We start from the raw sequence: 15,561 nt of genomic DNA, 5'->3' as shown, positions 1-15,561 counted from the left end.
TAGGATAACCTGTGACCCCTCCTTCTTTGTCCTTCACCAGCCTGTCGGGACGACTGATGCTCGCCTTTGCCTTATTGGCGGCGCTGCTGTTGTTGCTGGTGAGTTTAGGCTCGGTGAGCCTGCATTGGGTGAAGCGGGCGGATCATATGCTGTACGAGCGTTCTTTGCCTGCGTCGGATGCGGCGCGCCAGTTGGTGCAGTCGGCCTCGGCGCTCACTGAAAACACTCAGCTGCTGGCGCGGGTCAGTGAAGAAAACCAGCGTGAGCTGCTTGGGCGCAAGCTTGCGATTGAAACCTCAAGCCTGCTTGGCGCAGCTGAAAAACTGCGAAGCCTTGGGGTGGATGAACCCAATACCCTGGGGAAAGACTCGGGCGAAATCGTATCGGCATTGGCTGAACTGGGTAACAGGGTCGGGCGCAAGCTGGAGCTGCAAAGCCGGCTGGCAACGCAGGCTTCAACCCTGTCGCGGGCCGCCGCCAACGCCCGCGAACTGCTGCAGGCCGAACTTGCAGTGGTGGATGCCGCCATTCTTGCCAAGCTCAGTCAGGCCTATCCCAATGAGGCAGGTGCGCGGCGAAGTGCGGCGCTGCTCGATGCACTGATTGAGACTGAGCTGGATATTCAAAGCCAGCTGCAGCGTGCGCTGGCGCTGGTTAACCGCATTGCGCTGGTGGCGGAGCTGTCGGACGATGCGGTCGGTGCTGAGCTGTCACTCGCGCAGCTTTTGATGCTTGAACGTGACACCAGCCTTGATAGCGGCAGCGCGTCACCGGCCGTAGTTGAAACCGCCGACGAGGTTCAAATGCAGGCGCATGTGGCCGAGGCGATTTGGCCGCTTAAACGCCTGCCTGCGCTGGTACGAGACCCGGTGCGGCGCGACAATCTGCTTGAGGAGGCGCGGCTGCTGTCTAAGGTGGGCGAGCTTTTAACCCTGAGGCAGGCCTTTATGGGGGCAAGTCAGGGCGCCAACTCGCTGCAGCAACATTTGCAGGACAAGCTCTTCAGTTTAAGTCAGCGGCTCGATAAGGCACTGCAGGAGCAGGGCGCGCTGGCGCGGGATGCCCGTAAAGATTACCTGCGCCAGCTGTCCTGGGCCGGACTTGGCCTTTGGGGCACAGGGCTTTTGATGCTGCTGCTTATTCTGATTGTGTCTTACCGTGTGATTTACAGAGGGATTGCGGTCCGTTTGGTTGAAGCCTCTGAAGCCATGCATCGCCTCGCCCTTGGCGATACTGACATCAGCCTTGACCCCCACGGTGATGATGAGTTGACCGCCATGGCCCGCGCCGTTGACGCTTTTAAAGCCAAAGAAATGCGCAATCAGGAGCTGTCGCGGGAGCTTAGGGACAGTGCGCGGGAGCTTGCGTCCCACAAGGCCGCGCTTGAAGTGAAAGTGACCGAACGCACCGCCGAGCTTGCCCGCGCCCGTGAGCTTGCCGAAGATGCCAGTCAGGCCAAGAGTCGCTTCCTTGCCACCATGAGCCACGAAATTCGCACGCCGCTCAATGGCTTACTGGGTACACTTGAGCTGCTTGGCAAAGACAAAGAACTCAACCCATCCCAGCATCAGTTGCTCGAATTATCCCGCTACAGCGCCGTGCTGCTGCAAACCCTGCTATCTGACATTCTCGATTTCTCCCGCCTCGAAAAGGGCGAACTCAAGGCGCAAAACGCGCCGGTGGATTTGCCAAGGCTGCTCGATGAAGTGATGAGCCTGATGCTCGCAGGCGCCGCACTGGCAGGGCTTAAACTTGAGCTGGTGAGCCGCGAATTGCCGCGCTTTGTCAGCCTTGATGGCCCGAAATTACGCCAGGTGCTGCTTAATTTGCTTGGCAACGCCATCAAGTTTACCCCTAAGGGCAGTGTGACCCTGACCGTGGTTGCCGAGGGGCGGCAGCTCTATTTCAGCGTGGCTGATACCGGCATAGGTATGGATGAGGCGACCCGGTCGCGGCTTTTTACCCCCTATGAAACCGGCGAGGTGCAGGGGCGGGTGCGCGGCACCGGCCTTGGACTTGCCATCAGTCGTGAGCTGGTGTGCCTGATGGCCAAACCCGCGCCGCTCAGGGTAGTTGGCAGCGAAGAGCCCGGCATTATTGAGGTGGTGAGCCGAGAGGGCGAGGGTAGCTGTTTCAGTTTCCGCTTGCCGCTGGTTGAAGCTTCTCAGCCACAAACCCAAGCGCCAAGTATCCGTAAGGCCGTGCAGAGTAAGCGGGTGCTGGTGGTGGAGGATAATAAAATCAATGCACTGGTGGCGAGGGGGTATCTCGCTTCCCTCGGGCATGATGCTTTTTGGGCGCAGGATTTGGCCAGAGCCCGGCGCCTCCTTGGCAGTGAGCGCTTTGATGCGCTGATGCTGGATATGCAGCTGCCGGATGGCGATGGCATGGCGCTGCTGCCTTATGTAAAGCCTGATACTTCGGTCGCGGCCTTTACCGCTCAGGTGGACAGCGACGCCCTTAGCCGATATCAGGGGGCTGGCATTGCCACTGTGCTCAGTAAACCGCTGGCGCTTTTATCCCTTGGTGAGTGGCTGGGGGATGCCTCGGGTTCGAGCGGCAGCGAGGCTTTGGCTTTAAGCGCAGCGTTGACGTTAAATGCCGCCGAGCATTCAGACTCAAGCCCAGCTGAAGCACTGGCGGCTGACGATGTTGCTAAAGGTGCTTATGACGCTGCCCTTGATGGTTACTCTAATGGCGGCGAGGCCGTGGACGCTATGGGCGAAAAGCTTGCCGATGAGATGGGGGCACTGCTGTCTGCCATTGCAACTGGCGATGCGGCCGTTTCTGAGACGGCGCCTATGTCTTATCTGCAGCTTAAGCCGCAGCCTGATGCTGAAGCTCCTGAAGCCAAGGCGCCTGAAGCTCTGGAGCCAGAGACGCTGCTCGACCTTGAGCAGCTGGCACTCGACCTCGACATTCTCGGCATCGACACGCTGGATGAAATGACGGCGCAATTTTTATCGTCCAGCGAGGCGCAGTTTGTCGCTTTTGATAAGGGCGTTGCCTTTAACGAGCGGCAAAAAAGGCTGCATGCCCTCAAAGGCGCAAGCGCCAGCATGGGGCTTTATCAGCTTGCGAGGAAAGCGGCTGAGCTTGAAAAGGCCCAGACGGATGAATCTGAGTGGCAACAAAAACGCCTGCCTGAGCTCAAAGCACTGTGGCAGGCGTCACTTAAGGTGTTGGCTTTCTGGCGTCAATCCGTAAAGCCTGAAGGCAGCGCTGATTTATAGCGCTCTCGTCGGTGTCCGATGCCCGAATCAAATGCCTGAATCAAGCGCCTGAATCAATCTGCTGACATCAGGCGACAGCCGATTCGTCTTGCAAAAGCTCAGCGTCGAGCTTTGCCCAGGCAAGGGTAAAGTCGCCAAGGGCACCGTAGAGTGGGCTTACAAGCTTAAGCTTGCCAAGCCTTGCATTGAACTCCGCCAGCCAGCTTAAAATCGCGCTTTCAAGAAACGCCCGCTGGCTCTCAGCGCTCGCCTGCTCACAAAGGTGCGCCATCAAGGCAAGGATCACCGCCAGATGGTCGCTTGGCTCACGAAAATCATCCGCAAGCCCAAGACCTGCCGAGCGCAGATAATCACTCATCAGCTGATGCTTCTCGCCGTAGAGGCTGCGCTCGGCTTTGTTTTGGGCGGTTTTATCATGATCATACGTCTCATTCTTCGCGTTTTCGCCAGCATCACCAAGATACAGGCTTGCGTAGGGCGCGGCGCAGTGCTCGGCGTTTTGCAAAAAGGCGCTGCAAAAGTCGGCGGCAAGCTCGAGGCGGGCATTGTCGTCCTGAGCCTGGCTGGCTTCTATCAGCGCACTCTGGATTTGCGCGGCGGCTAGCTTAAGCTCAGCTTCCCCGGCAAATGCCTGCCAAAGATCTGCGCCGGCAAGCTCGGCGATGCGCTCAGCACTTAACTCTTTGGCAAAGAGTGAGCTTAGAAGCTGCCAAACCGAGGCGCGCACGGCATTCATTTCATTAGAGGCCATGTCGCCAGCGTCCATGTCGTGCGCGGCCATGCCGTCATCTATTTCTACAAACGACGATTCTACAAACGAAGAGTGAGACGTTGTCATTACAGTGTTACCTCTACAGGGCCTGTGAACGAACTGACTTCGGGCAGCTTGCCTTCAAACTTCTCAAAGTCCACCAGACAGGTGTAGGCCGCACAGGCCTGCGCCAGTTTGGACGTGCCAATGTCCATGGTCAGGGTGTTTGGGTCACCGTAGGAGCACAATGCGCCGATTTCGCTGCCGCCTTCTTTACTGCCATCCTTGCCCACAGGGCCGTACCAGGCGCCTTCGTGGATACGGATAACCCCTTTGGGGAAGCGCTTGGAAATCACAGCACCGGCGAGCAGCTGGCCGCGGTCATTGAATACCCGCACTATATCACCGTCTTTCACGCCGCGGGCCTTGGCATCCTCGGGGCTGATGTACACCGGCTCGCGGCCCTTGACTGTGTAAGTGGCGCGGTACTCTTCGCTTTCGCACATCTGTGAGTGCAGGCGCTGATCCGGGTGGCAGGATTGCAGCCACAGCGGGTGCTTGTCGCTGCCGGGGCCACCGTGGCTGCGCTCCTTTTTCTCCATCCACATGGGGTGGCCGGGGCAGTCATCGTAGTTAAAGGCGGCAATCTTGCGGCTGAAAATCTCAATCAGGCCCGAAGGGGTGCCGAGCGGATTGATTTCCGGGTCGGCACGGAAATCCGCATGACGGGTCCACTCTTCACCCTCACCAAAGTGCACATAACCTTCTTTCCAGAAGGTGGCGAAATCCGGCATCGGGTACTTGGCCTTGTTGGCCTCACGGCACTCGTTGTACAGCTGTTCAATCCACTGCATTTCGTTCATGCCGCGGGTGTATTCCTGCTCGCGGCCGAGGATAGCGGCGAAGCGGGTGAATATTTCAAAGTCGGACAGACTGTCGAACAGCGGCTCCACCATCTTGTGCATCGCCAGAATACCGCGGTTGGCGTAGCTGCCGTATACGTCGATATCGTTGCGCTCCAGCGTGGTACAGGCGGGCAGTACTATATCGCTGAAGCGGGCGGTGGCGGTCCAGTTCACGTCGATAGTGACCACGGCTTCCAGTTTCTGGAATGCCTGCTTCATGCGGTTTCTGTCCTGATGGTGGTTCCAGGGGTTGTTGCCCGAGAACACCATCATCTTGATGTCGGGGAAGGTAACCCGGCTGCCGTTGGCGTCGATGGTTTTACCGGGCTCAAGGATGGCATCCACCCAGCGCGCCACCGGAATGGTGCTGCTGGCGCCCTTGAAGTCGTTGCTGTCAAAGAGCGGCTTTTTGCCTTCATCGAGGTTACGGGGGAAGGCGCCGGGAGCTGCCGCCGAGGTGGCGGGCACGCCGATGCTGGAGTAGTGGTGACCATAGCTGATGCCGCCGCCGGGCAGACCAATCTGCCCAATCATGGTGGCCAGCACCGCCGCCATCCAGTAAGGCTGCTCGCCGTGTTGCTGGCGCTGGATACACCAGCCCATCATGATTTGGGTGCGGTCTTGCACCATCACCTTGGCGAGGTCACGAATGGTTGCTGCGCTCACGCCGCAAATGGCTTCGGCCCACTCAGGGGTTTTGGGCGTGTTGTCGGTTTTGCCAAGCAGATAAGGCAAAAAGTCTTCAAAGCCCAGGCTGTAGCCTTTCACAAACTCGGCATCGTACAGCTTTTGTTGATACAGCTCGTAGGCGATGGCGAGCATCATGGCCACGTCGGTCTGGGGATTGATGTAGAGGCGCTCGCAGCCAAGGTAGGCCTGGGTCTTGGTTTCAACCGGGTCGATACTGATGACCCGAATTTCCCCTTTGGCGACTTTTGCTTTGAGCTCAGCCAGGTAACCAAAGGACTCGTGGGTCTCGGCGTTCCAGCCGACCTGCAGGTTTTTCACCGGATCGTTCGACCACAAAATCAGGGTCTTGGTGTTTTTAAGGATAAGCGGCCAGGAAGTGCCCTGGGCATACACCTCGGTGGAGCCGAGCACATAAGGCAGAATGGTTTGGCCTGCGCCGGTGGAGTAGTCGCCGATCTTCTTGACGAAGTTGCCATGCATGCTCACTGCGCGCTGCATATGGCTGGTGGAGGAGTGCAGCTGACCGGTGGCGCGCCAGCCGGTTTGACCGGCATGCAGGCCGCTTGGGCCATATTTGGTCTGGATTTCGTCCAGCGACTCTTTAAAGAGCTGCAGCGCTTCATCCCAGGTCACCCGCACAAAGCGGAAGTCGCCCCGCTCGGCGGTATTGCTCTTGTGGCCGTTCTTGTAAAAATCGAGCCTGACCATGGGGTAGCGAATACGGGATGGGTTATAGACCAAGCCCTTGATGCCCTTAATCATATCCGTTGGATACTTATCGAGCTCGAAGGGTTTGACCTCGGCAATCACGCCGTTTTTACGGCGAATTTTAAAGGCGCCGAAGTGACTGCCGGTGGTGAGCCATTCGTCACGGCCGCGGGGCGCGGCCAGCGCGTTTAGTGGGCTCAGCAGGCTGGTGGAGCCGATGGCCATGCAGGAGGCTGACATCAGGCCTTTCAAAAAATCACGTCTTTTCATCTGCATGTCTCCCTTAGTGGGCATCTTTGTTAAAGGTGGCTGAGTGTTCCTGCAGGTACTTCTGTACCAGCGCCTGGGTGTCCTGATCCATGTTGACGAAGGCCAACATGCCCTGGAACATCCCCGGCCAGGTGTTGGCATCGAAGTGCGCTTCTTCAGGCTGGGTGTGGCACACGCTGCAGCTGCTGCTGTAGGTGGTTTTGGCGTAGCTCCACAGCGGGGCTATGTCGCCAAGCAGGTAGTCGGCGTCGGTCCAGATGTCGGCTTCAACCCGCTCCCACATCAGGCCCGTCATGGGGTCCTGTTTTTCTTCAAAGGTGCGGATAAGGTTTTGGGTTTTGGCGGCATCCAGCGACAGCTCGGCTGAAAGAATATTTACCCCGAAGTCGAAGTAAATCACCCGGCCTGCGCCGATGCGCTTGCGCCAGCCTTCAATCGCCACTTTGACGCGCTTGCCCTTGGTTTCGAGCACTTTAACCTTGGTGGCCACGTTCAGGGTGCCCGCTTCTTCGGTGCTGGTGGCATCCAGATACAAGGGCTTGGTCAGGGCGCTGAAGTAGCTTTCGCCCACGCTTGGGGTAACGCCGCTGCCGACTTCGGCAATCAGCTCAGGGGCACGGGCGGTGCCCATGTCAGGCAGCTTGTGGGCAATGCCCTTATGGCAATCGATACAGGACTGGTCGATTTCGGCGGCGCGTTTCATCTGCTTTTGTGCCAGCGGTGACATGCTGTCCCACTTCATCGACTTGTAATCGTGGCAGTTTTTACAGGCAAGGCTGTTGTCTCTGTCGAAACGTTTCCACTCGCGGCTCGCCATCTCGAGACGCTTGGCCTCAAACTTTTCGTCTGTGTTGACGGTCTGGAATAACCAGCCCCACACATCGTGGGAGGCTTCCATCTTGCGGGCGATTTTGCGGCTCCAGTCGTGGGGCACGTGGCAGTCGGGGCAGGTGGCACGCACGCCGGAGTGATTTGACCAATGCACAGTCTGCTGCAGCTCCTGATAAGGCTTGCTTTCCATACTGTGGCAGCTGATACAAAACTCTTCGGTATTGGTGGCTTCCAGTGCGGTGTTAAAGCCGCCCCAGAACACTATGCCCATAATAAAGGCGCTGATGGCAATAAAGCCCAGACTCAGGGTGAGTGCGGGCTTACCGAGGGTTTGCCAGAGAGAAGAGAACCATTTCATATGCAATATCCTCGAAAATCAGTGGGGCGCAACGCCGGTGACGGCCTGGTAAACCCAGAGCGCCAAACCGTAGAGGCTGATAAAGGTGACGGTAAGTGCCGGAAAAAGCAGAAAAACAATAAAGCCTAGGCCCTTAAGCTCCCGGCTTCTGTTCTCCTTGGGGGATTGAGATTGGTGTGACATGGACGCATCTCCGCATTTTTGATGCGTCCACTATAAAAAAAGGATGTGAATGGCCTTGCGGGTGGGCGTGAATGGCTTTTGATAAATTATGTAAAAATATGAACAGAATGGCTGGCGCTGGGGCGAGCAGATCCCGCGTTTCCGTGTGAGGACGTACTTACACCTTCCCTAAGGGCGGCTGGCGCTGTGGCTGTAGGCCCGGAGCAAATCCTTCCAGGTGACAATGCCGACCAGCTTGCCATCTTCCAGCACAGGCAATGAGCCTATGCCGTGTTTCAGAATAAGCTCGCTTGCTTCATCGATGCGCTTGTGGGGTGAGATGGTCACAGGGTCGCGGGTCATGACCTGATGCACCCGCTTGTGGAGTGTCTCCTGATCGCGGTTGGTTTCGCCGATGGCGCCAAGGTGGGGGCTGATGGCGCGCAGTAAATCCCGCTCCGACAGCATGCCGTAGAGTATGCCTTCATCGACCACAGGCAAATGATGGAAACTCGCCTGATCAAAAATCTCTTTCGCCAGCGCCAGTCGGTCATCCATTTCGATGGTCACCACCCGGGTGACCATGATGTCGGCAACAAAGAGTTCCATACTACCCCCGAGTAAAGCTGTTTTCTTTAGAGCGGTATCTGCGGAGTTACCTGCTTTTGAAAAAAAGAGGTGCGAAGGATAGAGCCATTCGCTGCTAACTGTGCCTTGCATCTACTCACTGTAAGCTCACGCAGAGCAAGCACGGGACTTATTCGCACCTTCCTTAGGTATATCAGACTCCTTGTGTGTTAGCGAATACTTCGGCCTGAGCGCTGCTGCGATGCACCTCCAGATAGCGTTCACGCTTTTTATCTTTCAGCTGGGTTAAATCCACCCGCACCAGCCCGTCTATACAGTGATTGAACAGCGGGTCGACCCCGAAATCGGCAAAACAGACGCCGCCTTCATGGCAAAGCTCGCTGTATTGTTTAAGCAGCGTCGGCACCGCCACCCCCATGCCCGACAGCGTATGCTTGAGGCGTTTGAAGGCTTCTTCTTCATCCATGTCCTGATACAGGGTGTTGAGCGCCTGACGCCGCTCATCCGACAGCCTGAACGGCTGCTTTGCCCGTGCCAGCGGTTTGTCGGCGCCATAAAAGCGCTGGTAGCCGTAAAACCGCTGGTAATAGTGCACCAGCATTTCCCGGGCGCACAGTGGCAGTTGGCCGCTGATGGATACAGGGCCAAACAGGTAGCGGTACTGGGGATGGCGGGCAACATAAGCGCCTATGCCAAACCAGAGGTAATCCAGGCTGCGTTTGCCCCAGTATTTGGGCTGCACAAAGCTTCGGCCAAGCTCAAGCCCCTCGGCAAAAAAGGGCGCAAAAGCGTCGCTGTAATCAAACAGGCTTTGGCTGTAAAGGTGCTCGCGGCGCAGGCACTGCGGCCCTTCGGTCTGATAAAGGGTTGCCGCCGAGCCAAGACGGTAAGCGCCTACTATCTCCAGCGCCTTACTGTCCCATAGCACCAGATGTTGATACTGACTGTCGAAGGCGTCGATGTCGCGCCGTTTGCCCGTGCCTTCGCCAACGGCGCGAAACGCCACTTCCCTGAGGCGGCCAATTTCCCGCATCACAGGATTGGCACTTTGATGACAGTAGAGGTAAATGCCTTTGCCATCGGCGGTATCACCGAGATGCTCGCACGCTTCAATGGCGGCCTTAAGCTCGGCGCGGCACTCGGGCCTGGCTATCGGGCTTTGGGTGCGAAACAGCGGCTGGCGGTTTTTGCCGATGCGGTACAGGTGGTTTTTCAGCAGTTTGACCATGGTGTGGCGGTCAAAGCCGTTTGCCCTGAGGCTGTCCATGGGGATAAGCTCGCCAATGCGGATTGGCATGGTACGCCTTTGCTGGCGGAACATTTCCCGCACCAGCAACAGGGTGGAAAGCGGCTTGTAAATCATCGATGTGCCGTAAAAGGTGGCGGAGTTACGGGCATCGGCAAACATCGGCAGCAGCGGCGCATCGCAGCTTTGGGCGATTTTTAAAAAGCCGGACTGCCACTGGGTGTCGCGCACGCCATTTGGCCGCAGCCGTGAGACTTCGCCGGAGGGAAATATCAGCAGCGCACCTTCGTTTTGCAGATGGCGATGAATGGCTTCAAGCTGCTGTTTTGGCGTGCCGCCGCCCATGTTGCGCACCGGCAGCAAAATGGGGTGCAGCGGCGCTATGGCCATCAGCACCTCGTTGGCCACCACCTTGATGTCGGGCCGCACCTCGCCGATAAGCTTGATCATGGCGAGCGCATCCAGTGAGCCTATGGGGTGATTGGCAAAAATCACCACCCGGCCGCTTCGGGGGATGTTGTCGATATCGGCATCGGGCACGCTGAAACTGAAATTGAGGGATTCAAGCACTGCGCCGGCAAAATCCACGCCCCGTAAAAAGGCGAACTGTGACGCGATGCGGTTGCAGTCTTCTTCCTGCAGCAGAAATTTAAGTGCCGCCGACAGCGGGCGTTTGAGCCAACTGGTGCTGAGGCTCGGCAATTGGCTGTCAATCAGGGCATCAACGGTAAATATCATGGCGTTTCCTTATGGTAACTGGGCTTCAGTGCCGTGTTTTCAAGGTGCTGCGCAGTGAGGCGAATCAGTGGTGCGAATAAGTGATGCGAATCAGCGATGCTAATCAGTAATCCGCGGGCGCCGCGGTTTCAGCTTGCAAGCTGATGCACCGGCGGCTCGGCAAGCAACATCTCCTGCTCCAGCGTTAAGCTTGCGTTGGCGTGATCCCAGCGCAGCAGTTGCAGATTACCGGCGGCGGTTTCGGCTATCAGGGTGGTGTTTTCGACCCAATCGCCGGTATTGGCGTAAATGAGGCCCTGGCTTTCAAGCAGCTCTGGCTGGTGGATATGGCCGCAAATCAGCATGTCGTTGCGGGTGGCGGCGCAGTAACGCAGGGCGGCCGAGCGGTATTTGGCGATGGCGCTCTGGGCCTTGCTGACCCGGGATTTGATGTAACTTGCCAGTGACCAATAGGGCAGGCCACAACGTTTGCGTACCTGATGCAGAGCGCGGTTAAGCCACAGCAGCACATCGTAAAGCCTATCGCCAAGGCGGGCGTGAAAGCGGCCTATGGCTATCTCGGCATCAAAGCGGTCGCCGTGGATGGTGAGTGTGTTAAGGCCCGAGAGGCTTTGGTGTTTGTGGCTTTGCTCAATGCGGATGCCGCGGATCCGGATGCCATCAAAACGCCTGAACCACTCGTCGTGGTTGCCGGGGACAAAGATGACTTCGCAGCGCCTGTCACTGAGGCTAAGCAGCAGCTCCAGCAGTTGTCTGTGGCTGTCCGGCCAGTAGCTGCGCCGCTTCAGAGCCCACAGGTCAACTATGTCGCCGGCAAGCACCAGTTTGTCGTAGCGGTAACGCCTGAGCAGGCCAAGCAGGGCTTCGGCCTGGCAGTCGGGAGTGCCAAGATGCACATCGGATATCCAAATACAGCGAAAACGCTCGTCTGAATGTCCGTTTGCGGTGGCGTTTACCTTGGTTGCAGCCATGTTCAGCTCCGGCAGCGGTCGATGAGCACAGGCTAAGGAGCGCGGGTGACGCTGTTATGACGCTGAGGTGACCGAGCCATGACAGTGGCGGCAGCTGTGATTGAGTGGCTACTGTTTGTGTTGCATTGCTTGAGTGGCGTTGGCGAAGCCTGAGTGGCCGAGTTTCATGGGTCTAGTCTCACGGGTTTAGACACACGGATTTCGTCACATTGACGGAGTCAAAGTGTCAGTAGGAGCGCATTTGGGCTATTGCCTTTTAGCTGTGGCAGTTGAGCCGCCGTGGCAACGTGAATTCAGCCACCTGTGTAGTGGCACACTGACTGGGCGCCGATATTTGGGGAGTGCGTGCCTCTATGCGTGCTTCTATGCGTGTCTCTATGTGAGTGCCTATGTGGGCTTTTGCACCAGTATGCTGGCGGGCAGGGTGATGACAAAGCGGGCGCCTTCGCCCGGCGCGGTGTACAGCTGGATGTCGCCGCCAAGCACCTGATGCACCAGGTTGTAGACTATGTTCATCCCAAGGCCGCTGCCGCCTTTACCGCGTTTGGTGGTGTAGAAGGGGTGGAAAATATGCTGCTGGATTTCCTCATTCATGCCACAGCCATCGTCGCGATAATCGATTTCGATGCCGTTTTCCGTCTGGCGGATGTTGAGCTCGAGCTTACCTTCCTTGCCATCGGGGTAGGCGTGAATAATGGAGTTGTTAAACAAGTTGCTGATAATTTGATAAAAAATGCCGGGGTTGCTGTTGATATACAGCTGCGGGTCGCACTCATAGCTGTATCTGTGGCCGGATCGTGACAGCAGCGGATTGAGCGACAGGAAAATCTCCTCCACGTACTGGCACAAATCGAATTCCCGCAGCTCGTCGTGGGACTGATCCACCGACACCTTTTTAAAGCTGCTGATAAGTTTGGCGGCGCGCTCGAGGTTAGTCAGCATTAACTTGCAGCAGTCGTTCACCTCGCTCTGGTATTGCACAAAGTCGCTTTCGTCCACTTCGCCTTTATTGAAGGCGGTGGTGAACTCCCGCACCCTGTCTTTAAGGTGTGATGCGGCGGTGACGGAAATCCCTATCGGGGTATTCACTTCGTGGGTAATGGATGCAACCAGGCCGCCCAGGGTCGCCATTTTTTCTTTGTCGACCAGCTCATCGCGGGTTTGGCTCAGCTCTTCGAGGGTATTATTGAGCTGCTCGTTTTTTTGCATCAGCTCCTGGGTGCGTTCCAGTACCCTGTGCTCAAGTTCGGCGTTAAGGCTTCTGAGCGCTTCTTCGGCTTCTTTGAGACGCTGGATATTTTTGATGGTGCCCATGATGCGGTTTGGGCGGCCGCGCTCATCGCGGGAAATTACCTTGCCATGGTTAAGCACCCACAGCCAGGACTCATCGTCCACCATACCGCGATAACTCACTTCAAACTCATCATGGCCCTGATACAGGCAGGCGGATATCACATCGCGTACCAGTGGCAAATCTTCCGGGTGAATAACGCTTTGCAGCGTGTTTTCAAGGCTTTGCTCTGTGTCCGGGTAGCGTAAAAAGGTATTGGAGCGGGTCAGTCGTTTTTTGGCGATTTCCCAGTCCCAGAACTCGTCGCCGCTGCTCCAGAGTGCCTGTTGCAGTCGCTGCTCGCTGATGGCAATTTTGCCCATCAGCGCCATTTTGGCGCGATACTTTGACAGGCTCATAAACAGGATAAGCGCGGCGATGGCAAGGATAAACCCAAGATACAGGGCATAGGCCCACCAGGTTTGCCAGGGCGCCGGGGTAATGACGATATCAAGCGAGGTGACAGGGCTTAGCTGACCATCCAGATTGCGGGCGCGCACTTCAAACTGGTAATGGCCCGCCGAAAGGCCGGTGAAGCTGGCTTTTTGATCGCCAAGGCTGTTCAGCCAGTTATCGTCAAGCCCCAGCAGGCGGTATTGGTAGCTGAGCTGCGAGGCATCCGTCAGTGCCGGTGACTGAAACCCGAAGGTAAACAGGGATTCGTTATACCTTAAGCTGATAGAGGGCATCTCGCCGGGTTTGGCTTCTAGCGTTGAGGGCAACTTGGCGGGCTTATTGAGCAGCAAAAATTCATCTATCACCGGCGCCCTCGGCACAGGGCGCTTGGGCAGCATGGCCGGATTAATGTGGTTAAAGCCGTTGATGCCACCAAGGTAAACGCTGCCATCGGCATCGACAAAGGCGGCGCCAAAGTTAAATTCGTTATTTTGCAGCCCGTCCAGCTCGGTAAAGTTACGAATATCGCCGGTGTGGGTGTCTATCACCGCAAGGCCACTGGCACTGCCGGCCCACAGATGTTTGCTGTTATCCAGCACCGACAGATACACCACATCCCCGACCAGCCCCTGCTCACGGTTGATGTGCCGCAGCGCCAGCGTGTCAGGTTCCAGCGAAAACACGCCGTTATCGCAGGCAACCCACAGCACATTGTCGTCGGTCATGTGAATTGAAAACAGGTGGTTCGATGGCAGCGCAGGTGTGGATTGGGTGTTGAAATGGCGACTGTTGCCGTCGCTGTCGATAACCGCAAGCCCGCCGCCGTAGGTAGAGACCCACAGGCGTCCATCCTTGCCTTCGGCCAAGCCCGTGACCTGATCTTCCGGCAGCAAATCATTGCCTTTGCGGCCAATGGATTCAAAGCTGCGCTCGGCCAAATTCACCCGACTGATGCCGCCATCCAGTGTGGTGACCCAATAATGCTCTTTCGAATCAACAAACAGGCTATAGAGGGTGTTGCTTGGCAGGCTGCGCTGATTGCTGGGATCGTATTTGAATTGCTCGGCAGTGTCTCGGTTTGGGCTTATGACTATCAGCCCCTGACCCCGGGTGCCAACCCACAGGTTGCCGGGCGCATCTTCGCGGATAAAGCTGATAAAACTCTGCTCCAGTCCGTCAAAGGGCAACCCATGGGGAAGAAAACCTGTGATGTCGCCGCGGGTATTTTCATCCGCACGCATCAAGCCTGCGGTTGAGCCTATCCAAAGCTGGCCCTGCCTGTCGCGGTAAATGCTGCGGATATCGGTGCTTTTTAAGTTGTTTTTGGCAAAGCTCTGGCCGTGGATATGACGAAAATTCCATGCGGGCAGCGACATATGCGACACGCCGGAGCTGCGGGTGCCTATCCAAAGCTGCTGTTCATCGTCAAGCCACAGCCGGGTCAGATTTTGACTGGACAGGCTTAAGTAGTTACTGGGGGCATGCTCAAAACGTCGCAGCTTGCCATTGGTGGGATCCAGGAGTCCAAGTCCGGCGCCTGCGGTGGCAATCCACAGGCGGCCATCGCCATCAAACTTAAGGTCGGTGATTGGCGCCTTCTCACTGCCAGCGCTGCTGAAGTTGGCCACAAGTTCAAGGCTCGCAATATCGCTGCTGTAGCGGTAAAGCTGCATATCGTCACTGCCAAGCCATAGGGTGCCGTCTTTAGCGGCTGCCATGGCGCTGACCTTAAGACCTGCAAGGGCAAGTGGCTGTTTGCTGTCGCCATTGGTACTGAGATGATAGAGCCCGAGACTGGTGTTAATCCAAAAGCCCTTATCGCCATCCGCTATGATGCCGCTTAAGGTGTCGGAAGGCAGGGCGGGGCTGGATTGGGAGTTAAGCTCACGTACCACCCGTGTCTCGTGGGGGGAAAATAGTTGAATGCCGCGGCTGTCGGTTGCCAGCCACAGGTTGCCATCGCCATCTTCGGCGATGCCGGAAAATCCCGCCGACGACACGCCTGCATCAAGGCCAAACACGCTGAAGCTGTCATCCTGAGGGTGGTAGAGGTTTAAACCGGCGTTTTCGGTCAGGAGCCACAGCTCGCCCTTGGCAGAGAGATGCAGCTGGGCAATGTCATTGGCCGAGGGGCCGAAGGGTGCCTGACTTTGGGTATAGACTTTGAATTTTTTGCCGTCGAAACGGTTAAGGCCGGCTTGGGTGGCGACCCACAAATATCCCTGTTTGTCGGTCAGTAAGTCGTTCACTGTATTCATCGACAGGCCGTGCTCGGCTTCCAGTGTCTGGAACGCCGGTTGATAGCCGGAGGCGTTGGCAATGCCAACCAGACACCCCAGAATGATCAGCACAGTCGGGATTAGCTTCACGTACAAAACCCTTTG

Annotated in this window: 9 protein-coding genes; 1 reads left to right on the top strand and 8 read right to left on the bottom strand. The window is 57.0% G+C overall.

Features of this window, described 5'->3' with window-relative positions; all coding sequences use genetic code 11:
- The first annotated feature begins 11 nt into the window (after positions 1-11).
- On the top strand, positions 12-3,233 hold the full coding sequence (gene torS / locus KJI95_RS02820) for a TMAO reductase system sensor histidine kinase/response regulator TorS (protein ID WP_214505642.1): 3,222 nt from the start codon (positions 12-14) through the stop codon (positions 3,231-3,233).
- Between the two features lie 67 nt (positions 3,234-3,300).
- On the opposite strand, the gene torD is transcribed toward torS, so the two are convergent.
- From torD to KJI95_RS02780, 8 genes are all read right to left on the bottom strand, one after another.
- On the bottom strand, positions 3,301-4,071 hold the full coding sequence (gene torD, locus KJI95_RS02815; protein ID WP_214505641.1) for a molecular chaperone TorD: 771 nt from the start codon (positions 4,069-4,071) through the stop codon (positions 3,301-3,303).
- The gene (gene torA, locus KJI95_RS02810) at positions 4,071-6,557 is read right to left on the bottom strand and encodes a trimethylamine-N-oxide reductase TorA (protein ID WP_214505640.1); all 2,487 of its coding nucleotides are present in this window, start codon (positions 6,555-6,557) and stop codon (positions 4,071-4,073) included. Before torA ends, torD begins: the two co-directional genes overlap by 1 nt.
- Positions 6,558-6,570: 13 nt before the next feature.
- On the bottom strand, positions 6,571-7,746 hold the full coding sequence (gene torC, locus KJI95_RS02805; protein ID WP_214505639.1) for a pentaheme c-type cytochrome TorC: 1,176 nt from the start codon (positions 7,744-7,746) through the stop codon (positions 6,571-6,573).
- Between the two features lie 18 nt (positions 7,747-7,764).
- Positions 7,765-7,929, bottom strand: coding sequence for a periplasmic nitrate reductase, NapE protein (locus KJI95_RS02800; RefSeq protein WP_214505638.1), 165 nt, complete (start codon positions 7,927-7,929; stop codon positions 7,765-7,767).
- 168 nt (positions 7,930-8,097) lie between these two features.
- Positions 8,098-8,517 carry a CBS domain-containing protein gene (locus KJI95_RS02795; RefSeq protein ID WP_214505637.1) on the bottom strand — a complete coding sequence of 140 codons (420 nt, stop codon included), beginning with the start codon at positions 8,515-8,517 and terminating at the stop codon, positions 8,098-8,100.
- A 172-nt stretch (positions 8,518-8,689) separates the two neighbouring features.
- Positions 8,690-10,480: a bifunctional ornithine lipid synthase OlsF gene (gene olsF, locus KJI95_RS02790; RefSeq protein WP_214505636.1), complete on the bottom strand. Its 1,791-nt coding sequence runs from the start codon at positions 10,478-10,480 to the stop codon at positions 8,690-8,692.
- A 128-nt stretch (positions 10,481-10,608) separates the two neighbouring features.
- Positions 10,609-11,451, bottom strand: coding sequence for a UDP-2,3-diacylglucosamine diphosphatase (locus tag KJI95_RS02785; protein WP_214505635.1), 843 nt, complete (start codon positions 11,449-11,451; stop codon positions 10,609-10,611).
- Between the two features lie 387 nt (positions 11,452-11,838).
- Positions 11,839-15,546, bottom strand: coding sequence for a sensor histidine kinase (locus tag KJI95_RS02780; protein WP_214505634.1), 3,708 nt, complete (start codon positions 15,544-15,546; stop codon positions 11,839-11,841).
- Between the last annotated feature and the right edge of the window lie 15 nt (positions 15,547-15,561).

Source organism: Shewanella jiangmenensis (genome assembly GCF_018596335.1).
Lineage (GTDB): Bacteria > Pseudomonadota > Gammaproteobacteria > Enterobacterales > Shewanellaceae > Shewanella > Shewanella jiangmenensis.
This window is presented reverse-complemented; position numbering and strand designations above follow the sequence as displayed.

Bases quoted from the DNA above. Each gene is read 5' to 3' on its own strand.
- torD (WP_214505641.1), bottom strand. From the start codon at position 4,071: ATGACAACGTCTCACTCTTCGTTTGTAGAATCGTCGTTTGTAGAAATA.
- torA (WP_214505640.1), bottom strand. From the start codon at position 6,557: ATGAAAAGACGTGATTTTTTGAAAGGCCTGATGTCAGCCTCCTGCATG.
- torC (WP_214505639.1), bottom strand. From the start codon at position 7,746: ATGAAATGGTTCTCTTCTCTCTGGCAAACCCTCGGTAAGCCCGCACTC.
- KJI95_RS02800 (WP_214505638.1), bottom strand. From the start codon at position 7,929: ATGTCACACCAATCTCAATCCCCCAAGGAGAACAGAAGCCGGGAGCTT.
- KJI95_RS02795 (WP_214505637.1), bottom strand. From the start codon at position 8,517: ATGGAACTCTTTGTTGCCGACATCATGGTCACCCGGGTGGTGACCATC.
- olsF (WP_214505636.1), bottom strand. From the start codon at position 10,480: ATGATATTTACCGTTGATGCCCTGATTGACAGCCAATTGCCGAGCCTC.
- KJI95_RS02785 (WP_214505635.1), bottom strand. From the start codon at position 11,451: ATGGCTGCAACCAAGGTAAACGCCACCGCAAACGGACATTCAGACGAG.